Source organism: Streptomyces antibioticus (assembly GCF_002019855.1).
Lineage (GTDB): Bacteria > Actinomycetota > Actinomycetes > Streptomycetales > Streptomycetaceae > Streptomyces > Streptomyces antibioticus_B.
Genome location: NZ_CM007717.1, coordinates 4,132,478 through 4,153,404 on the forward strand (window position 1 = coordinate 4,132,478; position 20,927 = coordinate 4,153,404).

Annotated in this window: 19 protein-coding genes; 13 read left to right on the plus strand and 6 right to left on the minus strand. The window is 73.0% G+C overall.

From position 1 onward, the window contains the following. Positions 1-74 precede the first annotated feature (74 nt). The 6 genes from AFM16_RS18565 to AFM16_RS18590 all read left to right on the plus strand — a co-directional run bounded on the left by AFM16_RS18565 (position 75) and on the right by AFM16_RS18590 (position 5,818). On the plus strand, positions 75-854 hold the full coding sequence (locus AFM16_RS18565) for a winged helix-turn-helix transcriptional regulator (RefSeq protein WP_078633991.1): 780 nt from the start codon (positions 75-77) through the stop codon (positions 852-854). A 116-nt stretch (positions 855-970) separates the two neighbouring features. After that, positions 971-1,993 carry a LacI family DNA-binding transcriptional regulator gene (locus AFM16_RS18570; RefSeq protein ID WP_030795281.1) on the plus strand — a complete coding sequence of 341 codons (1,023 nt, stop codon included), beginning with the start codon at positions 971-973 and terminating at the stop codon, positions 1,991-1,993. Positions 1,994-2,126: 133 nt separating this feature from the next. Continuing rightward, positions 2,127-3,245 (plus strand): S1C family serine protease, encoded by a 1,119-nt coding sequence (locus AFM16_RS18575; RefSeq protein WP_078633992.1) that lies wholly within the window; start codon positions 2,127-2,129, stop codon positions 3,243-3,245. 56 nt (positions 3,246-3,301) lie between these two features. Next, on the plus strand, positions 3,302-3,532 hold the full coding sequence (locus tag AFM16_RS18580) for a hypothetical protein (RefSeq protein WP_078633993.1): 231 nt from the start codon (positions 3,302-3,304) through the stop codon (positions 3,530-3,532). 115 nt (positions 3,533-3,647) lie between these two features. Next, entirely contained in the window at positions 3,648-4,385 is a 738-nt protein-coding gene (locus AFM16_RS18585; RefSeq protein WP_078633994.1) for a response regulator transcription factor, read from the plus strand. Beyond that, the gene (locus AFM16_RS18590; RefSeq protein WP_078633995.1) at positions 4,382-5,818 is read left to right on the plus strand and encodes a HAMP domain-containing sensor histidine kinase; all 1,437 of its coding nucleotides are present in this window, start codon (positions 4,382-4,384) and stop codon (positions 5,816-5,818) included. Before AFM16_RS18585 ends, AFM16_RS18590 begins: the two co-directional genes overlap by 4 nt. A gap of 63 nt (positions 5,819-5,881) precedes the next feature. Here the strand turns inward: AFM16_RS18590 and AFM16_RS18595 are convergent, their stop codons facing one another. Then, the gene (locus tag AFM16_RS18595) at positions 5,882-7,702 is read right to left on the minus strand and encodes a bifunctional metallophosphatase/5'-nucleotidase (RefSeq protein ID WP_078633996.1); all 1,821 of its coding nucleotides are present in this window, start codon (positions 7,700-7,702) and stop codon (positions 5,882-5,884) included. Positions 7,703-7,987: 285 nt separating this feature from the next. Here AFM16_RS18595 and mshD point away from each other — a divergent pair, with 285 nt between their 5' ends. Next, positions 7,988-8,914: a mycothiol synthase gene (gene mshD, locus AFM16_RS18600; protein ID WP_078633997.1), complete on the plus strand. Its 927-nt coding sequence runs from the start codon at positions 7,988-7,990 to the stop codon at positions 8,912-8,914. A 7-nt stretch (positions 8,915-8,921) separates the two neighbouring features. Here mshD and AFM16_RS18605 read toward each other — a convergent pair whose 3' ends face one another. From AFM16_RS18605 to AFM16_RS18625, 5 genes are all read right to left on the minus strand, one after another. Next, positions 8,922-9,572 (minus strand): ABC transporter, encoded by a 651-nt coding sequence (locus tag AFM16_RS18605; RefSeq protein ID WP_107419113.1) that lies wholly within the window; start codon positions 9,570-9,572, stop codon positions 8,922-8,924. Between the two features lie 11 nt (positions 9,573-9,583). After that, positions 9,584-11,140 carry an ABC transporter permease gene (locus tag AFM16_RS18610; protein WP_078633999.1) on the minus strand — a complete coding sequence of 519 codons (1,557 nt, stop codon included), beginning with the start codon at positions 11,138-11,140 and terminating at the stop codon, positions 9,584-9,586. Next, positions 11,137-12,018 carry an ABC transporter ATP-binding protein gene (locus AFM16_RS18615; protein WP_078634000.1) on the minus strand — a complete coding sequence of 294 codons (882 nt, stop codon included), beginning with the start codon at positions 12,016-12,018 and terminating at the stop codon, positions 11,137-11,139. The genes AFM16_RS18610 and AFM16_RS18615 overlap by 4 nt, the downstream gene beginning before the upstream one ends. Before the next feature lie 77 nt (positions 12,019-12,095). Continuing rightward, the gene (locus AFM16_RS18620; protein ID WP_078634001.1) at positions 12,096-12,935 is read right to left on the minus strand and encodes a cupin domain-containing protein; all 840 of its coding nucleotides are present in this window, start codon (positions 12,933-12,935) and stop codon (positions 12,096-12,098) included. A 115-nt stretch (positions 12,936-13,050) separates the two neighbouring features. Then, positions 13,051-13,593, minus strand: a complete 543-nt coding sequence (locus AFM16_RS18625; protein ID WP_030795309.1) for an RNA polymerase sigma factor — start codon at positions 13,591-13,593, stop codon at positions 13,051-13,053. 197 nt (positions 13,594-13,790) lie between these two features. On the opposite strand from AFM16_RS18625, the gene AFM16_RS18630 reads away from it, so the two are divergent. The 6 genes from AFM16_RS18630 to AFM16_RS18655 all read left to right on the plus strand — a co-directional run bounded on the left by AFM16_RS18630 (position 13,791) and on the right by AFM16_RS18655 (position 20,919). Next, positions 13,791-14,219, plus strand: a complete 429-nt coding sequence (locus AFM16_RS18630) for a GntR family transcriptional regulator (RefSeq protein WP_078634002.1) — start codon at positions 13,791-13,793, stop codon at positions 14,217-14,219. A 2-nt stretch (positions 14,220-14,221) separates the two neighbouring features. After that, complete coding sequence (locus AFM16_RS18635) at positions 14,222-15,151, plus strand: ABC transporter ATP-binding protein (RefSeq protein ID WP_037876555.1); 930 nt, start codon at positions 14,222-14,224, stop codon at positions 15,149-15,151. Positions 15,152-15,197: 46 nt separating this feature from the next. Continuing rightward, positions 15,198-16,271 (plus strand): ABC-2 membrane transporter-related protein, encoded by a 1,074-nt coding sequence (locus AFM16_RS18640; RefSeq protein WP_078634003.1) that lies wholly within the window; start codon positions 15,198-15,200, stop codon positions 16,269-16,271. Next, the gene (locus AFM16_RS18645) at positions 16,268-17,281 is read left to right on the plus strand and encodes an ABC-2 membrane transporter-related protein (RefSeq protein WP_245177730.1); all 1,014 of its coding nucleotides are present in this window, start codon (positions 16,268-16,270) and stop codon (positions 17,279-17,281) included. The genes AFM16_RS18640 and AFM16_RS18645 overlap by 4 nt, the downstream gene beginning before the upstream one ends. A gap of 250 nt (positions 17,282-17,531) precedes the next feature. Further along, positions 17,532-19,760, plus strand: a complete 2,229-nt coding sequence (locus AFM16_RS18650) for an RNA degradosome polyphosphate kinase (RefSeq protein ID WP_078634004.1) — start codon at positions 17,532-17,534, stop codon at positions 19,758-19,760. Beyond that, positions 19,741-20,919: a CHAD domain-containing protein gene (locus AFM16_RS18655; RefSeq protein ID WP_370628046.1), complete on the plus strand. Its 1,179-nt coding sequence runs from the start codon at positions 19,741-19,743 to the stop codon at positions 20,917-20,919. The genes AFM16_RS18650 and AFM16_RS18655 overlap by 20 nt, the downstream gene beginning before the upstream one ends. Positions 20,920-20,927 lie beyond the last annotated feature (8 nt).

Genomic DNA, 20,927 nt, shown 5'->3' on the forward strand with positions numbered 1-20,927 from the left:
CGGCCCCCCGGGAACGCAGCGCAGTGCCGCAGTGCCGCAAACGTCCTCGCAGGGACCGAGGAGGAACCAGACATATGAGTTCTCTGCTGCTCCTGACCAATGCCCTCCAGCCGTCGACGGAGGTGCTTCCGGCCCTCGGCCTGCTGCTGCACAACGTGCGCGTGGCTCCGGCGGAAGGCCCCGCTCTCGTCGACACCCCCGGCGCGGACGTCATCCTGATCGACGGCCGCCGTGATCTTCCGCAGGTGCGCAGCCTGTGTCAGTTGCTGCGCTCGACGGGACCGGGCTGTCCGCTCGTCCTGGTCGTGACCGAGGGCGGCCTCGCGGCCGTCACCGCCGACTGGGGCATCGACGACGTCCTGCTCGACACCGCCGGTCCGGCGGAGGTCGAGGCCCGGCTGCGGCTGGCCATGGGCCGGCAGCAGATCGTCAACGACGACTCCCCGATGGAGATCCGCAACGGCGATCTGTCGGTCGACGAGGCGACCTACTCCGCGAAGCTGAAGGGCCGGGTCCTCGACCTGACCTTCAAGGAGTTCGAGCTGCTGAAATATCTGGCCCAGCACCCGGGCCGGGTCTTCACCCGCGCCCAGCTCCTCCAGGAGGTCTGGGGCTACGACTACTTCGGCGGCACCCGCACGGTCGACGTGCACGTACGACGGCTGCGCGCCAAGCTCGGCCCGGAGCACGAGTCGCTGATCGGCACCGTCCGGAACGTCGGTTATCGATTCGTTACGCCCGAGAAGGCGGACCGGGGCGCGGACGACGCGAAGGCCAAGGCCGACCGGGCAAACCCGGCGGATCTGGACAACGCGACCCCGGTGGGTGCCGAAGAGGTCACGGCGGAGGCGTAGTACCCGCCGGTACCCGGTGGCGGGGCGTGAGAACCCGCTCGGGAAAGGCGTCGCTTCCGCAAAGGAAGCTCCAGTACGCCCTGCCCAGAGCGGGTCCATCCGCGTAGACTCCGCGCGTGGCCAAGGTGACTCGCGATGACGTAGCTCGGCTGGCGGGGACATCCACCGCCGTGGTCAGTTACGTCATCAACAACGGACCCCGGCCGGTCGCCCCGGCCACGCGCGAGCGTGTTCTCGCCGCGATCAAGGAGCTGGGGTACCGGCCGGACCGGGTCGCCCAGGCGATGGCGTCCCGGCGCACGGATCTCATAGGTCTGATCATCCCCGACGCCCGTCAGCCCTTCTTCGGCGAGATGGCGCACGCGGTCGAACAGGCCGCCTCCGAGCGCGGAAAAATGGTTCTCGTCGGCAACACCGACTACGTCGCGGAGCGCGAGGTCCACTATCTGCGGGCGTTCCTCGGGATGCGCGTCTCGGGCCTCATCCTCGTCAGCCACGCGCTGAACGACCTGGCGGCCGCCGAGATCGAGGCATGGGACGCCCGGGTCGTGCTGCTGCACGAGCGGCCCGAGGCCATCGACGACGTCGCCGTCGTCACCGACGACCTGGGCGGCGCCGAGCTGGCCGTCCGCCACCTCCTGGAGCACGGCTACCCGTACGTCGCCTGCATGGGCGGCACCGCCGAGACGCCCTCGGTCGGCGACCCGGTCTCCGACCACGTCGAGGGCTGGCGGCGCACGATGGCCGAGGCGGGCCTGAGCACCGAGGGCCGGCTCTTCGAGGCGCCGTACAACCGCTACGACGCCTACACGATCGCCCTGGAGATCCTCGCCGGGCCGCGGCGGCCCCCCGCGATCTTCTGCTCCACCGACGACCAGGCCCTCGGCGTGCTGCGCGCGGCGCGCGAGCTGCGCATCGACGTACCGGGCGAGCTGGCGGTCATCGGCTTCGACGACATCAAGGAAGCGGGCCTCGCCGACCCGCAACTGACAACGATCGCATCGGACCGCTCCGCGATGGCCCGCGCGGCCGTGGACCTGGTCCTGGACGACGGGGTGCGGGTCGCGGGCTCGCGCCGCGAGCGGCTCAAGGTGTTCCCGTCACGCTTGGTGACGCGGCGGTCGTGCGGCTGCGTGTGAGGCTTTGTCTGAGGCTTGTCTGAGAGGGCCTCGTCGGCTGCCTGGTGCGCCTTTATATCGGGCATACGAGGTTCTGCCGGGCTTCTCAGGGAGGACTCAGGAAGCTCTCATGGTCGCGGGTCACGCTTCTTCCATGACCGAGAGCATCCGCCGCGACGGCGAGTACGAGACCCCGAACCCGTACCCCGCGAACCCCTACCAGGGGAACCCGGTGAGCCCTGTGAACCCCGAGTGGCCGCCCCCGCCGGCATACCGGCCGACGGATGTCTACGACGGCGGAACCGCTCTCCTCCCCCGGACCCCCGATGGCCCGGAGACCCCTGAAGCGTTCGCGCAGCCCGCGCCGGAACCGCAGCCCGCACCCGAACCGAGGAAGCGGGCCAAGGCCAAGGGCCCCTTCGCCCTGCTCGCCGCCGTGGCGATCGTCGCCGCGGCCATCGGCGGCGGTACGGCCTACGGCATCCAGGAGCTGACCGGCAAGAACGACACGGTCGCCTCCTCCACCACGACCAGCGTGGTGCCGACCGGCAAGACCGGTGACGTGGCGACCATCGCCGCCGCGGTCAGCCCGAGCGTCGTCGAGGTCTCCGCCACGCTCAGCGGCGGGGCGTCCACCGGCTCCGGTGTGATCATCAGCAGCGACGGTGAGATCGTCACCAACAACCACGTCATCGCAGGCGCCTCCTCGATCAAGGTGACGACCAGCGACGGCACGTCCTACACCGCGAAGGTCGTCGGCACGGACAGCAAGAAGGACCTCGCCCTGATCAAGCTGGAGAACGCCTCCGGTCTGAAGGCGGCGACCCTGGGCGACTCCGACGGCGTCCAGGTCGGCGACACCGTCGTCGCGATCGGCTCCCCCGAGGGCCTCACCGGCACCGTGACCAGCGGAATCGTCTCCGCGCTCGACCGGGACGTGACCGTGTCCACCGACGAGAGCCAGCAGCAGCAACAGCAGCAGGGCGGCGGCGGGTGGCCGTTCGAGTTCGGCGGCCGGGAGTTCAACGGCGACACCGGCTCCTCGACCACGACGTACAAGGCGATCCAGACCGACGCGTCCCTCAACCCCGGCAACTCCGGCGGCGCGCTCATCGACGCCAACGGCAACATCATCGGCATCAACTCCGCGATGTACTCGGCCGCCGCGGAGTCCTCCTCGGACGCCGGCAGCGTCGGCCTCGGCTTCGCCATCCCGATCAACACCGTCAAGGCCGACCTGGCCACGCTGCGGGCGGGCGGCTCGGACAGCTAGGACCCGGCTGCCCAGTGCCGAACCAGCCAGTGGAACGAGCCAGTAGGGAGTACGTCATGACCCAGCAGGTTTCGCAGGTTTCGCACCCCGTGACCGGCGCCGGCGCCTCCGACCTCGGGCTGGCCCTCGACGTGGCGGCCGCGCTGCACCCTCCGGTGACCGCGGTCCGGTCGTCCGACCGGCCGTCCGAGGTCGCGGTCCCCGAGCTGATGGGCCTGCGCACCGGCACGGCCCGCCCGCACCGCCGCAAGGTCCCGCTCAACCGCCTCACGGCCCTGCGCGGCTGAACCCGCCCCCTTCCACCCAGCTCCTCCGCCCTCGCCGGCCGGGAACCGTGCGAGGCTGAGGACGGTCATCCGATCCCGGCCTCCCGTCCCCACCGCACCCGAGGAACCCACACCCATGAGCCCCGCCGAAGGCGACCGTGACCCCCAGCGCATCCTGATCGTCGACGACGAACCGGCGGTGCGCGAAGCCCTCCAGCGCAGCCTCGCCTTCGAGGGCTACGACACGGAGGTCGCGGTCGACGGGGCCGACGCCCTGGAGAAGGCGACGGCCTACCGCCCCGACCTGGTCGTCCTGGACATCCAGATGCCCCGCATGGACGGCCTCACCGCCGCGCGCCGCATCCGCGGGGCCGGTGACACCACGCCCATCCTGATGCTGACGGCCCGTGACACCGTCGGTGACCGGGTCACCGGCCTCGACGCGGGGGCCGACGACTACCTCGTCAAGCCCTTCGAACTGGACGAGCTGTTCGCCCGCGTCCGTGCCCTGCTGCGCCGCAGCTCCTACGCGGCGGCGGCCGGGGCGGCGCCCGCGGACGACGACGAGGCGCTCACCTTCGGCGACCTGCGGATGGACCTGGCGACCCGGGAGGTGACCCGCGGCGGCCGCCCGGTGGAACTGACCCGCACGGAGTTCACCCTGCTGGAGATGTTCATGGCCCACCCGCGCCAGGTCCTCACCCGTGAACAGATCCTCAAGGCCGTCTGGGGCTTCGACTTCGAGCCGTCCTCGAACTCCCTGGACGTGTACGTGATGTACCTGCGGCGCAAGACCGAGGCGGGCGGCGAACCGCGCCTCGTGCACACCGTGCGGGGCGTGGGGTACGTCCTGCGCCAGGGCGGCGCCGAGTGAACAGGCTCGTCCGCCGGTTCCGGGTGCTGCCGATCAGGGCCCGGCTGTCGATGCTGGTCGCTGCCGCGGTGGCGTTCGCGGTGGCGGCGGTTTCGGTGACGTGCTGGTTCATCGTGCAGAAGCAGCTCTACGGTCAGGTCGAGGACGATCTGCGGAAGTCCGCGGCGATGGGCCAGCTCCAGGACCAGGCGAACCAGGCGGTCGCCCACTGCACCCAGACCCCGCCGGACAACGTGTACCCGATCCGCGACAACTACCGTCAGGTGGTCCTGGAGGACGGCACGGCCTGTGTCATGGGCTTCTCCAACGGCCTGGTCAAGGTCACCCGCGCGGACCGGGACGTCGCGAAGAACGGCGACGACGGGCTGTTCCGCAACGGCACCACGGCGGACGGCGAGTCCGTCCGGGTGCTCACCCTCCCCCTCACCGCCAACGCCCCCGGCCTGCCGCAGGCGGCCGTCATGATCGCCGCCCCCTTGAAGGCGACCCAGTCCACGCTCAACGACCTCGCCCTCATCCTGCTCCTCGTCTCCGGGATCGGCGTGCTCGGGGCCGGGGCCGCCGGGCTCGCCGTGGCGCGGGCCGGGCTGCGGCCCGTGGACAAGCTGACCGAGGCCGTCGAACACGTCGCCCGCACCGAGGACCTCGGCATCCGCATCCCCGTCGAGGAGGACTCGGACGACGAGATCGCCCGGCTCTCCCGCTCCTTCAACTCGATGACCGCCTCCCTCGCCAGCTCCCGCGAGCTTCAGCAGCAGCTCATCGCCGACGCCGGGCACGAACTGCGCACCCCGCTCACCTCGCTGCGCACCAACATCGAACTGCTCACCCGCAGCGAGGAGACCGGCCGCCCGATCCCGGAGGCCGACCGCAAGGCCCTGCTCGCGTCGGTGAAGGCGCAGATGACGGAGCTGGCGGCGCTGATCGGCGACCTCCAGGAACTGTCCCGCTCGGAGGGCCAGCGCGGCGAACGCGTCCAGGTGGTCTCCCTGGAGGACACCGTCGAGTCGGCGCTGCGCCGCGCCCGGCTGCGCGGCCCGGAACTGACCATCGACGCCGACGTCCAGCCCTGGTTCACCCGGGCGGAACCGGCCGCGCTGGAGCGCGCGGTGGTCAACATCCTCGACAACGCGGTGAAGTTCAGCCCCGAGGGCGGCACCATCGACGTACGGCTCGACGGCGGTGTCCTGACCGTCCGCGACCACGGCCCCGGCATCCCCGAGGACGAACTCCCGTACGTCTTCGACCGCTTCTGGCGCTCCCCCAGCGCCCGCGCCCTGCCGGGCTCCGGCCTCGGCCTGTCGATCGTGGCCCGCACGGTCCAGCAGGCGGGCGGCGAGGTCACCCTGGCCCGCGCCCCGGGCGGCGGCACGGTGGCGACCGTACGGCTGCCGGGCGCACCGGTCCCGCCGCCGGAGACCCCGCAGCCGTGAACGAAAAGAGGCGGCCGCGTCGATGACGCGGCCGCCTCCTTCGATTCCGTGGAGCGCTGTCGGCTACTGCACGATCGTGATCCGGTTGGCGACCGGCGGGGCGATCGGGGCGGATGCCGAGGAGCTGGCCAGCAGGTACTGCTCCAGGGCGGTCAGGTCGTCGCTGCCGACGAGGTCGTTGGTGCCCAGGCCCAGCGTGGTGAAGCCGTCACCGCCGCCCGCGAGGAAGCTGTTGGTCGCGACGCGGTAGGTGGCGGCCGGGTCGACGGCGACGCCGTTCAGCCGGATGGAGTCCGTGACGACCCGGTCGGCGCCGGACTTCGTCAGGTCGAGGGTGTACGTCAGGTTCGCCGACGGCTGGAGGATCTTCGGCGCGGTCGCGTTCGAGCCGCTCACCTGCTCCTTGAGCACCTGGACGAGCTGGGCGCCGGTGAAGTCCTGGAGGTTCACCGTGTTGGAGAACGGCTGCACGGTGAAGCCCTCGGCGTAGGTCACCACGCCGTCGCCCTCGGTGCCCTTGGCCGCGTAGGTGAGACCGGCCCGGACACCGCCCGGGTTCATCAGCGCGACGTCCGTCGTGGCGTCGAGCGTCTTGCCGTACCAGAGCTGGGCGTCCGCGATCAGGTCGCCCATCGGGGACTCGGTGCCCGTGTTGGGGACGTCACCGGAGATGTAGCCGATGGCGCGGTTGCCGATCGGGGCGGCCAGCGTGTTCCACTTGCTGATGAGCTGGGTCATGTCGGGCGCCTTGGCGACGGTCCGGGTGACCACGTGGTTCGCCGACTTCACCGCCGTACGCGCGATGTCGCCCGTGAGACGGTCGTAGGTCAGCGTGGTGTCCGTGTAGAGCCGGCCGAACGACGCGGCCGAGGTGACCGTGCGCGGCTTGCCCGACGGGTCGGCGATCGTGCACGCGTACGCCGCGTGCGTGTGACCGGTGACCAGCGCGTCGACCTTCGGCGTGATGTTCTTCGCGATGTCCACGATCGGACCGGAGATGCCGTCACCGGCGCCCGGCGAGTCGCAGTCGTAGTTGTACGACGACGACGCGGGCAGCCCGCCCTCGTGGATCAGCGCCACGATCGACTTCACGCCCTGGCGCTCCAGCACCTTGGCGTACTTGTTGATCGTCTCGACCTCGTCCTTGAACTTCAGGCCCTTGACGCCCTCGGCGGAGACGACGCCCGGGGTGTCCTCCAGCGTCACACCGATGAAGCCGATCTTGACGCCGTTCTTCTTCCACACCCAGTACGGGCTGAGGATCGGCTTGCCGGTCTTCTCGTTCTGGACGTTGGCCGCCAGGTAGGGGAAGTCGGCGCCCTTGAACTTCTTGTCCGTGTAGCAGCCGTCGGTCGGGTGGCAGCCGCCGCGCTGGAGCCGGGACAGTTCCTTGGCGCCCTCGTCGAACTCGTGGTTGCCGACGGACGTGACGTCCAGGTCCAGCTTGTTGAGCGCCTCGATGGTGGGCTCGTCGTGGAAGAGGCCCGAGATCAGCGGGGAGGCGCCGACCATGTCACCGCCGGCCGCGGTGATCGAGTACGCCTTGCCCTTGCGCGCCTCGCGCAGATGCGTCGCGAGGTACTCCACACCGCCCGCGTCGATCGTCTTCGTGGTGCCGTCCGCCTGGACCTCGGTGACCCGGCCGGAGGAACCGGACGGCGGCTCCAGGTTGCCGTGCAGATCGTTGAACGACAGGAGCTGCACGTCCTGGTAACGGCTCGGCAGATGCTTGCCGTGCTTGTGGTCCTTGGAGTGCTTGGACTCATGGGCGTCCGCCGGGAGAGCGGCCGCCATCGCACCGGCGGTGGCGAGAACCGCGGCGGCCGCGACAAGACGGTACGTACGACGTCTGCCGCTCGGATGCGGCTGGGCAGTGGCTGGCATGCGCTCCCCTGTGATGTCCGGGTCTTCGGTGTCCGGTGTCTTTGTGTCCGGTGTGGCGTCCGGCTGTGCGGTGTCCGCGTCGCCCGGGCCGGCGTCGCGGTCCCCGTGAGGCGGGTGAGGTATCGGACCCGCCCGGCGCAGCCTAGAGTCAACGCGCGTAGCGCGACAGGGGGTTCTTGGTTACATCCTGGTTTCCCTTTGCCCTTCCCTTGCCCTCCGCCTTGCGTTTGCGCTGCTCCTTCCGCATGCCGCCACTTTGCGTCGCCCGCCCTTTACCCTCGTCCCATGAGCAGCGACGACATCGCACCGGCCCACGGCTCCCGATCCATCGAGACCTACTCCTCGCTCTCTCCCGAACAGACCGAGGCCGTCCTCGAACTGCTCGCGGAGGCCGCCCGGACCGACGGCCGGCAGGCGGTGTCCGAGCAGGGCCGTCTGCAACTGCGCGGCGGTCCCCGCGACGGCGTCTCCCATCTGCTGCTGACCGTCGGCGGCGAACTCGTCGGCTACGCCCAACTGGAGGACGCCGACCCGGTCGAGGCGCCCGCCGCCGAACTCGTCGTCCACCCCGCGCACCGGGGTCACGGCCACGGCCGGGCCCTCGGCTCCGCGCTGCTCGCCGTCTCCGGCAAGCGGCTGCGGGTGTGGGCCCACGGCGGGCACTCCGCCGCCCGGCATCTCGCCCAGGTCCTCGGGCTCACCCTGTTCCGCGAACTGCGCCAGATGCGGCGGCCGTTGACCGACCTCGACCTGCCCGACCCGGTGCTGCCCGACGGAGTCACCGTCCGCGCCTTCGTGCCCGGCCGGGACGACGCCGCCTGGCTCGCCGTCAACTCCGCCGCCTTCGCCCACCACCCCGAACAGGGCTCCCTCTCCCAGCGCGACCTCGACGACCGCAAGGCCGAGCCGTGGTTCGACCCCGCCGGCTTCTTCCTCGCCCTGCGCGGCGACCAGCTCGTCGGCTTCCACTGGACCAAGGTCCACGCCGAGGAACAGCTCGGCGAGGTCTACGTCCTCGGCGTCGCCCCCGGCGCCCAGGGCGGCGGCCTCGGCAAGTCCCTCACCACGATCGGCCTGCGCCATCTCGCGGCCCAGGGCCTGCCGACCGCGATGCTCTACGTCGACGCCGACAACAAGGCCGCGGTCTCGGTCTACGAGCGCCTGGGTTTCGTCACCCACGAGACGGACCTGATGTACCGCACGGAGACGTGACGGCGGTTCAGCCGGTCCGGACGGGTATCGGGCGACGGCGGACGAGGGGCTCCGGGGTCCACAGGGCGCAGGCCACGAGGGCCGCGCACAGGACCACCGCCCATCTGATCTGGGCCGCCTGCCACCAGGGGTCGTCCGGTGCGGCCAGCAGGCCCCAGCGGTCGGGCACGACCGTCACCAGCAGCGCGACGGCGGTCAGCCAGGCCGCCGTGCTCCGGCCCACCTCCGCCCGGTCGGTGAAGCGGACGGCGACCGTGGCGAGCGCGAGCGCGGCGACGGCCGTACCCGCCGCCTGGAGCGTGACCGGCGCCGTCGGGGGGCGGGTCGCGGCGGGCAGCAGGAGAAGGACCGCCGTCCACCAGAGCGCGGCGAGCGGGGCGACGAAGGCCAGCCGCAGGACCGTGCGGACCGCACGGCCGACCGGGGTCCCGGTGCTGGTGTTGCGGGCCGGGTCGTCGAGCACGAAGGCCAGCCCGAACGCTCCGACCAGCGCGGTCATCCGCAGGACGAACAGGCCCAGCCCGGCGCCCGGTTCGCCGTCCGGGATCCGCGTGCTGCCCGCGAGCAGCAGTCCCGCCGCCCCGGCCGCCGCGAGCACCCTCCAGGGCACGGTCCGCCACACGGCCGGCAGCAGGGGCCGGAGCAGAGCGACTTCCACAAGCTTGCTCTCTACTCCTCGCACGTCTCCACCCCCTTCGGCACCTCGACGCCCAGCACCTTCGCGACCTGGGCCGTCGTCGTCCGCCTGGCCGTCAGTTCCTCCCAGTGGGCCTTGACCCGAGCCGTCATCTCGGCGCGGGGCTCCCTCAGCATGTCCCGGACGACCTCGGTCTGGTGGGCCGTCATGCTCAGTCCGTTCGTCGGGGCAAGGACGAGGCCCGAGCCGCTGACGCTGTCGTCCAGCCGCACATGCTGGAAGGTGTCCAGCGGGTCCCGCTCGGTGCCCAGGACCAGCCACATGACCACGACCGCGCGGCCGTCGCACCCCTCGTCGAGGGTCATGTCCTCCCTGCCGGTGACCAGGACCGAGGCGGCGCCGACCGCGAACTCGGGGACGCGGTTGCCGCCCCAGCGGGTGCCGACCGTCACCTGGCCGGGGGTGGAGGAGGGCCACAGGGCGCCGCCGCCCGACTCACCGTCGGTGGCGTAGACCCGCTGCCGGATCGTGAGCCCGGCCCGCGCGGCCGAACCGCCAGCGGCGGACTGGAGCCGGTCGACCACCCCGGCCCATTCGGACCGCACGACCTCCCACTCGGGGAAGGAGCAGTACCGCGACCTGCCGTACATGGTGCACGACTGGGCCTTCTCGGGCTTCTCGGAGGCCGCCTTCCGGGCCGCGTCCAGGGCCGCCGTGCCGCGCGGGAGCTGGCCGATCGCACCGGCCGCGGTGACCACGAGGGCGAGAACGGTCGCCGCCCTGACGGCCCGGGTGCGGCCGCCCCCGGCGAGCAGCAGCACCGCGCAGGTCAGCAGGGCGCACAGGCCCGCCATGTACAGCGCGTGCCAGCCGGCCGGGCGTCCGATCAGGTCGGAGGGGATCGGGGCGCCGCTCGTGTCCGGGCTGAGGACGACCGGGGAGAGCCAGCCCGACCAGCCACCGCCGTCCGCGATCACCGAGGCGAGCATGAAGGCCAGGTACGCGCCGATCGAGAACAGTACGGGCCCGAGCCTCGTGGGCAGCACCCGGGCCAGCAGCACGCCGAGGGCCCCGGCCAGCAGCACCGCGAGCGGGCCGACCGCCAGTTCGCCGACGGAGCCGTGACCGATCGCGCCGGGCTTGAGGGCCTCCCAGACGTACTCGGCGACGACGAAGAGCGCGGTGAGCGCCGCGAAGGGGACCGCGGAGAGCACATGGGCCAGGGACCGGCGCCAGGGCTCCATCGGCAGGACGCCGAACTGCTGGACCGTACCGCCCTTGCGCGAGCGCAGCGCCGCCGCGTTGGTGCAGATGAAGACGGACAGGGCGACCAACAGCGGGAGCGTCTGGGTGCGGCGGTCGACGGTGTTCAGCACCGGATAGGCGTCCATCCCGTCCGTGGGCACCAGCCGGGTGATGACGATCAGGGCGTAGAGCGCGAAGACCAGCGGTACGGCTGCCTGGAGGAGCAGTTCCCGGGCCTCGAAGCGGGCGAGGGCGAGGACGGCTCCCGTCCGGCGCGGATCACGCGCGGCACCGGCCGGGGTGGGCGGCGGGGCGGTGTGCGGGGTGGTCGTGGTGCTGCTCATGCCGTCACCTCCGCGGACTCGCCTTCGAGGGCGAGCAGATAGCCGTCCTCCAGGGTGGGTTCGAGGAAGTCCGCGCCGGACGGCGGTGCGCCGATGTTGCGGAAGGTGCCGACGCCGGTGCGCCAGCCGGCCAGGGCGCCCGGGTCGCGCTCCGCGCTGCTCCACACCCGGCCGGCCGCGCGGGCGGTCAGCTCGGCGGGGGTGCCCTCGAAGCGGACCCGGCCGCCGGCCAGGACCACGACACGGTGGCAGAGCATCGCCACGTCCTCCGTCTGGTGGGTGGACAGCAGGACCGTGCGCCCCTCGCCGGCCTGGGCGATCAACTCGCGGAACCGCATGCGCTGTTCGGGGTCGAGGCCGACGGTCGGTTCGTCCAGCACGAGGAAGCCGGGGTCGCCGACGAGCGCGGCGGCCAGGGCGACGCGCTGCCGCATCCCGCCGGACAGATGCTTGAGGCGTCGGCCGCGCACGTCCGAGAGGTTCACCGCGTCCAGCACCCGCCGCACCTCGCCGTACCGGGCGGTGCGGTCGGTCAGCTCCTTGAGGATCGCCACGTACTCGACGAACTCGAAGGCCGTGAAGTCCTGGTGGAATCCGGGGGTCTGGGGCAGATAGCCGAGCGTGCGGCGCAGCTCCAGCCGGCCGGCGGACGTGCGCGGGTCATGGCCGAAGACGGTGAAACTGCCGCCGTCCGGAGGCACGGCCGTGGCCAGCACCCGCAACAGGGTCGTCTTCCCGGCGCCGTTGGGGCCCAGCAGTCCGGTCACGCCCCGGGACAGCCGCAGCGAGACCCCGTCGAGGGCGCGGGTGCCTCCGTAGCGCAGGGAGAGACCGGTGGCCGTCAGGGTCGCCGGGGCGGCGGGGGACGCGGAGGTCATACGAGGGCTCCTGGGAGTCGAGTCCGGTCGAGGGACGGGCTGTCGGAGAGGGGTGGGGCTGTCGGAGAGGGGTGGTGTCATCCCGCGCCTCCGCCCTGGAAGCCGCCGAGCGGGCGGGAGTCGAAGCGGTCCCTGCCCAGGTAGAGCAGCAGGGCGGCGAGGACGGCGACGAACGCGGCGCTCGACTGTCCGGCCGCGGTGAAGGGGACGAGCGTCTCGTCGGGCGAGCGTTCGTGCGCCACGCCCAGCAGCGTCAGCCAGGCGCCGCCGACCAGCGCCGGGGCCAGGACCGGGCCCAGCCGGGCGCTCAGCGCGAGGCCCGTGGCCGTGAGGGCGAGGGCGGGCAGCAGCCAGGACAGGGCCAGCAGGCCGTACCCCGGCAGGGCGAGCGTCGCCAGGCCGTTCAGCACGAGACCGGTGCCGAGCACCGCGACCGTGCGGATCATCAGCAGCCGGAAGCCGTGCAGCGGGGCGACCACCGCCATCTCGAACGTCGGGTCCAGGGCACGGCCGTAGGACAGGGCGACGCCGACCAGCGGGAGCAGCGGGGCCAGCGCGAGGAACAGCGCGGGCTGGTCCACCACCCGGACCGCGAGCACGGTGCTGACCAGCAGGAGCAGCACCGCCAGCAGCCAGGAGCGGCGCAGCACCGGAGTAGCCGTCAGCAGCCGGGCGGTGTGGTCGGACACGCCGAACCGCACCAGCAGCCGCTCGGACAGGCTCGGCCGGGGCGCGTCCAGCTCGGCGTCCAGCCGCTCCCAGCCGGTGTCCAGCGCGACCGGGTCGGCGCTCTCCGCGAGCCGGGCCCGGCAGCACGCGCACTGGGCGAGATGGGTGTCGGCGGACCACAGCAGGGGCGGCGTCAACGCGCCGTGCGCGTAGGCGCGCAGGTCCTCTTCGGCCACGTGCCACGTCATGCCAGTGCCTCCTTCGGCTTCGACCGCTCGGCGCCCGCGCCCCCACGCGGGGTCGTTCCGTCCTCCCGGCGCCCCGGGGCGCCCTCGCTCCGGCCGCCCGGTCTCGCGTACCGCCTCATGCCAGCGCCTCCCGAAGCTGCTTGCGGGCGCGCAGGGCCCGTGTCTTGACCGTGCCGGGCGGGATGCCGAGCAGGACGGCCGCCTCCCGGGTGCTGAGCCCGTCGATGACGGTCGCCTGGAGCACGGCCCGCAGCTCCGGCGAGAGCCGGGTGAGGGCGCCGGCGAGGTCCCCGTGCTCCACCCCCGCGAGCACGCGCTCCTCCGCCGAGACCTCGTCGCGGTGCCGCAGACGGGCGAGGACCTGGCGCAGCCGGCCGCGGGCGCCGTCGCCCCGCAGGGCGTCGACCAGCCGCCGCGCGCCGATCCGCCACAGCCAGCCGGCCACGTCGCCCTCCTCGCGGTAGCGCGCGCTGCCCCGCCACACCGCGAGGAACGTCTCCTGCACGACGTCGTCGACTATCCCGGCGTCGGCGCAGCGGCCGCGCATGCGCGCGGTCAGCCACGGGGCGTACCGCCGGTACAGCTCCTCGAAGGCGTGACGGTCCGCGTCCGCCGCGATGGCCCGCAGCAGCTCCCCGTCGCTTCTCGTTTCGCTCACATCCCCTCATCGGAACGACCGCGCCGATCGGTTCACGATCCGCCCACCGAATTTTTTCGATCCCGGCGGGCCCCCGTCCCGGCGTCCCGGACCGGGAGGCGGTCGCGGCGGCCCGGGCGGCGGTCACGGCCGATCTTGACTTTCACGCCCCCTTCCACCACCCTTTCACTACTCAATTAGTGAAAGGGTGGTGCCCGATGGTCGAATACCGCATCGACCGGCACAGCGGCGTGGCCACCTACGTCCAGATCGTCCAGCAGACCAAGCAGGCCCTGCGCCTGGGTGTGCTGCGGCCCGGCGACAAGCTGCCCACGGCCCGCGAGGTCGTCGAGGCCACCGCCATCAACCCCAACACCGTGCTGAAGGCGTACCGCGAGCTGGAGCGCGACGGGCTGGTGGAGGCCCGGCGCGGCCTCGGCACCTTCGTACGGCGCGGGCTGAGCACCGCCCCGGCCGACTCGCCCCTGCGCAGCGAACTGGGCGCCTGGGCGGTCCGGGCCCGCGAGGCCGGCCTGGACCGCGAGGACGTGGCCGCGCTCTTCACCGCCGTACTCGACGAACACTTCACCACCACCCCGGGCCCCGTCCCGAGCCCCGGCCAGACCTCTCAGGGAGACCCCTCATGACCGTGACCGACACCGCCCTGGCCGCGTCCGGGCTCGGCAAGCGCTTCGGGCGGCGGGCCGGCTGGGCGCTGCGGGACTGCGCGTTCCGGCTCCCCACGGGTCGCGTCTGCGCCGTCGTCGGCCCCAACGGCGCGGGCAAGTCCACGCTGCTCTCCCTCGCCGCCGGTCTGCTGGCCCCCACCGAGGGCACGGTCACCGTCCTCGGCACGGACCCGGCGTCCGCACGCGCGCGTGTCGGTTACGTCGCCCAGGACAAGCCGCTCTACCCGCAGCTCACCGTCGCCGAGACCCTGCGCGTCGGCGCCGACCTGAACCCGGGCCGCTGGGACCCCGCGACCGCCGAACGGATCGTCGCCGCGGGCGACCTCGACCCCAAGGCCCGGATCCGCACCCTCTCCGGCGGCCAGCGCACCCGCGTCGCGCTCGCCCTGGCCCTCGGCAAGCAGCCCGAACTGCTCCTGCTGGACGAGCCGATGGCCGACCTCGACCCGCTGGCCCGGCACGAGCTGATGGGCACGCTGATGGCGCGGGCGGCGCAGTACGGCACGACGATCGTGATGTCGTCCCACGTGGTCGCCGAACTGGAGGACTCCTGCGACCACCTGCTGCTCGTCGGCGGCGGCCGGGTCCGCCTCGCCGGTGAGATCGACGACCTGCTCGCCGCCCACACGCGCGTGCACGCGTCCGCCGAGACGAGCGCCGCTGCCCCGGCCGACTCCGCCCTCGCCCCGCACACCGTCGTCGAGTCGCGGACCACCGGCCGTCAGCTCAGCGCCCTGGTCCGCCCGGCGGGCCCGCTCCCCGCGGACTGGCGCACCGCGACGCCCTCCCTGGAGGAACTCGTCCTCGCCTATCTGCGCAACCCGCAGGCGGCCCCCCTCACCCCGGCGGAGCCCGAGGACCACCCGGCCGGCGCGAAGGCCCTGGCATGACCAGCCCCGACATGACCACCCTCGTCCCCGCCCAGGAGACCGCCGCATGACCGCCCACACGCCGACCCGCGAGACACCCGCCGGGCCCGCCGGGCCCTCCGCGCCCGCCACGGCCCCCGCGGTCACCGCCGCCCGGCCCCCGCACCCCCGCTGGCTGCTGCGCCTGCACGGCCCCGCCCTGTACGTCTGGGCCGCTCTCGTCGCCGTCCTCGCCCTCGGCCTGCTGTGGCTGTGGGGCCCGCTCACCGACGCGGCGGCCGACGCCTGGCGGCAGTACAACGCCTGTGCCGGGAACGGCCCCTGCTCCTACGACCAGGACGCGATCGTCACGTACAAGTCCGTGTACAACTACGTGACCCTGCCCCTGTCCGCGCTCCCCTTCCTGGTCGGAGCATGGTCGGGTGCCGCCCTCTTCGGCCGCGAGCTGGAGCACGGCACCGCGCAGCTCGCCTGGACGCAGGGCCTGTCCCCGACCCGCTGGCTGGCCACCAAGCTCGCCGTGCCCGCCCTCCTTGTCACCGCCGGCACCGGAGTGCTCGTCACGCTGCACCGGCTGGCCTGGTCGGCGGGCGACGGCCGGATCGACACCGCCAAGACCTGGTACGACGACCCGACCCTGCACGCCAACGGCCTCACCACCGTCGCCTTCGCCCTGGCCGGCCTGGCCGCCGGCGCGCTCGCGGGCCTGCTGCTGCGCCGCACCCTGCCCGCGCTGCTGCTCGCCCTCGGCACCGTCGCCGCCGTACGGTTCCTCGCCGTCCTGGCCATGCCGCACCTGTGGCCCGGCGTCACACGCGTCTCCCCGCTGGAGGACGGCTACCGCAGCTCGGGCCTCGGCATCGACTCCGGCCTGGTCACCTCCACCGGCGCGCACATCGCCGACCCCGGCTGCGGCCCCACGGTGGTCCCCGAGTGCAGGACGCTGTACGACAAGCTCGACGCCACCGGCTTCTACAACACCTTCCACCCCGAGTCCCACTACTGGCCGCTCCAGCTCCTCACGACCGCGCTCGTCCTGGCCGTCGCCGCCGCGCTCACGATCGCGTCGTTCGCGCTGATCAGGCGTACGACGGCCACGACGGCCGCGTCGCGCGCCACCGCCCGGGAGAGCGCCGTATGACCGCCACCCTCCCCGCGGCGGAGCGGACCGCCGCCACGAGCCGGACGATGAGCCTCGCCGGCTGGGGCACGGTACGCACCGTGCTGCGCGTGCACCGCGCGGCGCTCGTCCTGTGGGGTCTGCTCGTGGCCGCCCTGACGGGCGGCGCGGTGTGGATCACCGAGCTGACCGAGCGCGCGGTGCGCGCCGAGCAGGCGTCCTGCGAACGCGCCGGCCACGACCTGTGCGACATCGCCGTCGGCTGGGTCGGCTACGACGGGCCGATCACCTGGATAGGCATGTCGACCGGCGGGGTGTCCGTCGCCGTGGCCGCCTTCGCGGGCGGTGCGCTGATCGGCCGCGAGCTGGACAGCGGCACCGCGCGGCTGGCCTGGACCCAGGGCGTCACGCCCACCCGCTGGCTCACCGCCAAGCTGGCCGTGCCCGCGCTCGCCGTCACGCTCGGCGTCACCGTCCTGGTCCTGGTGTTCCGCTGGGCCTGGGCCGTCGACCGGCCGCCGATCTACGCCGACTGGTGGTCCCTGGAGGCGTACGCGGCGCGCGGCCCGGTCGCGGTCGCCCACGCTCTGTGCGCCCTCGCCGTCGGCACCCTCGCCGGGCTGATGCTGCGCCGCTCCCTGCCCGCCCTCGGGGTCTCCGTCGCCGCGATGCTGGGGCTCACCACGCTCCTGACGTCGTACCGCGACTCCCTGTGGCCCACGGTGACCGTCACGGCCGCGACGGAGATCCCCTCGTTCCCCGAGAACTCCTGGGAGGTGGAGAGCGGCACCCTGGCCGGTGGCCGGCCGGCCACCGGCCTCGACGCCTCGGTGTGCGACCGGCCGGACGTCTCCCTGGAGCGCTGCTGGGACGACCTGGGCGTCACCAGCCACTACGTGCGGTTCCACCCCGAGTCCCACTACTGGCCGCTCCAGCTCGTGGAGAGCGGGATCGTCCTCGCCGTCGCCGCGCTGGCCACGACCGCCGCGTTCCTGCTCCTGCGCCGCCGCACGGCGACGAGCGGCGGCTGAAACCGGCGGGCCCGCCGCCCCCACACGCGCGGGTGTCCCTCCACGGGGGTAGGGACACCCGCGGATATCCCATACGCCATGTCTCCGTAACCACCGGTTCAGACGACCTTGCGACGCTCGATCAATGAACCCCGTCGTGCCCGAGGCATCGCCGCCCCCAGAGGGGAATCGCCCCGAGGGGAACGCCTCCGTGCTCCCTTCCGCACGTTCCGACGCGCCCGTCCCGCTCCGGGCGCGGAAGAATGGGTACATGAGCCAGTCACACGCCCAGGCCGAGGTCCAGCCCACGCAGCCCTCCGTGGGCTCCATAGCCGCGCACCGCCCGCACACCGTGGCGGCCGCGGTCTCCGATCTGGAACCCGACATCGACGCGGACCTCGACTCCTACGAGGACGCCACGGACGGCCCCCTGCTGCCCCAGGGCCGTTTCCTGGACCGGGAGCGAAGCTGGCTCGCGTTCAACGAACGGGTCCTGGAGCTGGCCGAGGACCCCAACACACCGCTGCTCGAACGCGCGAACTTCCTCGCCATCTTCGCGAGCAACCTGGACGAGTTCTTCATGGTCCGGGTGGCCGGTCTCAAGCGCCGGATCGCCACCGGGGTCGCCACCCGCTCGGCGTCCGGCCTCCAGCCGCGCGAGGTGCTGGAGATGATCTGGGCCCGCTCCCGCGAGCTGATGGCCCGGCACGCCGCGACCTACCACGAGGACATCGCCCCCGCGCTCGCCGAGGAGGGCATCCACCTGGTCCGCTGGCAGGAGCTGACCGAGAAGGAGCAGGCCCGCCTCTTCACGCTGTTCCGGCACCAGATCTTCCCGGTCCTGACGCCGCTGGCCGTCGACCCCGCGCACCCCTTCCCGTACATCTCGGGTCTCTCGCTGAACCTCGCGGTCGTCGTCCGCAACCCGGTCAGCGGCCACAAGCACTTCGCGCGCGTCAAGGTGCCGCCGCTGCTGTCCCGCTTCCTGGAGAGCTCCCCGGGCCGCTACGTCCCCATCGAGGACGTGATCGGCGCGCATCTGGAGGAGCTGTTCCCGGGCATGGAGGTCCTGGAGCACCACGCCTTCCGGCTCACCCGCAACGAGGACCTGGAGGTCGAGGAGGACGACGCCGAGAACCTCCTCCAGGCCCTGGAGAAGGAACTGATGCGGCGCCGCTTCGGCCCGCCGGTGCGGCTGGAGGTCGAGGAGTCCATCGACCGCGAGGTGCTCGACCTGCTGGTGCGCGAGCTGAAGATCTCCGAGGCCGAGGTCTACCCGCTGCCCGGCCCGCTCGACCTCACCGGTCTGTTCCGCATCCACGGTCTCGACCGTCCGGAGCTGAAGTACAAGAAGTTCATCGCCGGCACGCACCGCGACCTCGCCGAGGTGGAGTCCGCCTCCGCCCCCGACATCTTCGGCGCGCTGCGCAACCGCGACGTGCTGCTGCACCACCCGTACGACAGCTTCTCCACCTCCGTCCAGGCGTTCCTGGAGCAGGCGGCCGCCGACCCGGACGTCCTCGCCATCAAGCAGACCCTGTACCGGACCTCGGGCGACTCCCCGATAGTCGACGCGCTCATCGAGGCCGCCGAGGCCGGCAAGCAGGTCCTCGTCCTGGTCGAGATCAAGGCCCGGTTCGACGAGCACGCCAACATCAAGTGGGCGCGCAAGCTGGAGGAGGCCGGCTGCCATGTCGTCTACGGCCTCGTCGGTCTGAAGACGCACTGCAAGCTGTCCCTGGTGGTCCGTCAGGAGGGCGAGACGCTCCGGCGGTACTGCCACGTGGGCACCGGCAACTACCACCCGAAGACCGCGCGGCTCTACGAGGACCTCGGGCTGCTCACCGCCGACCCGCAGGTCGGCGCGGACCTCTCCGACCTGTTCAACCGGCTCTCCGGCTACTCCCGCCGCGAGACCTACCGCCGGCTCCTGGTCGCCCCCAAGTCGCTGCGCGACGGCCTGATCTCGCGCGTCGAGAAGGAGATCCAGCACCACCGCGCCGGACGTCCCGCGTACGTCCGTATCAAGGTGAACTCCATCGTCGACGAGGCGCTCATCGACTCCCTCTACCGGGCCTCCCGGGCGGGTGTGCCGGTGGAGGTGTGGGTGCGCGGCATCTGCGCGGTGCGCCCGGGCGTGCCCGGCCTGTCGGAGAACATCCAGGTCCGCTCGATCCTCGGCCGCTTCCTGGAGCACTCCCGGATCTTCGCCTTCGGCAACGGCGGCGAGCCCGAGGTGTGGTTCGGCAGCGCCGACATGATGCACCGCAACCTCGACCGCCGTATCGAGGCCCTGGTCAGGGTCACCGACCCGGCCCACCGGGCGGCCCTGAACCGGCTGCTGGAGACCGGTATGTCCGACGCCACCGCCTCCTGGCACCTCGGCCCCGACGGCGAGTGGACCCGGCACGCGACGGACGCGGACGGCCAGCCCCTGCGCAACGTCCAGGAGATGCTCATAGACGCCCGGAGGCGCCGGCGTGGCACAGCGACACCATGACCTGACGGACCCGGGAGGCCATGGCCCGACGGACCCCCCGGTGGGGGCCACCGCCCCCGCGGCGGTCCCCACCGGGAATAACGTCGCCGGTAACACCGTCGCCGGGAACGCCGTCGCCGGGAACGCCGTCGCGGCGGGCGCCGTCACCGGAGAGGCTCTCGCGGGCTATCTCCGGGGCCAGGCCACGGACTTCCTGCGCGCCCTGCGGCTGCACCGGGAGACCGGCGGGGGCGGGGCGGCGGGCGGCACCGAGGACTCCGTCGACGCGGCGCGCGCCCTGCGCCGCACCGCCCGCCGGATCAGCGCCAGCCTGCACACCTTCCGTCCGCTGCTCGACGCCGACTGGTCGGAGCGGATCCGGCCCGAACTGGCGTGGGTGTCGGGCACGCTGGCCCTGGAGCACGCGTGCGGGGCCCGTCTGGAACGGCTGCTGCTGGCACTGCACCGGCTGTCGGGGGCGGCGGCCGCCCCGGTCCCGGCCCGGGTGGGAGTCCCGACGCAGGCGGGACCGGCAGCCCCCGCCTCCTCCGCTCCAGGGCGTGGCAACCTCACCGTCGGCGCGGCGAAGGCGGGCGCCCTCCTGGACCGTCAGCTCACCCTGGCCCGCACCCGCGCCCACTCCACCGCCCTCCAGGCCCTGGGCTCCTCCCGGTTCCACGCGGTCGCGGACCAGGTCGCCGTCCTCGCCAGCGAGGTCCCGCTGACCCCGGCGGCCGGTACGACCGACCTGCGCCCCCTGGCCGCCGCCGCGCAGGAGCGCCTCGCGGACGCCGTCGCCGCGCTCCCGCTGGTCACCGCGGGCAGCCCCTACAACGCGGAGGCCCTCGTCCACGGCCTCTCCCCGGACCCGGCCCCGCACCCGCAGGACACCCCCTGGCACCAGGTACGGCTGCTGCTGCGCCTGCACCGCTACGCGTGCGAGGTGCTGGACGGCGGCCCCGGCGCCCCGGTCGACGTCCGGCTGCTCGCCGCCGGCCAGGCCCTGGACCGGCACCGCGACGCGGCGGAGGCGGCGTCCGCGGCCGCGCAGGCGGCCCGCACCCCCCGGATCGCGCCCGCGACGGCCTACGCCCTCGGGGTGCTGCACGCGGACCAGCGCCACGAGGTGGAGGCGGCGCGCTACGCCTTCCAACGCTCCTGGCCGAAGCGGAACCCATGACTCCAGGC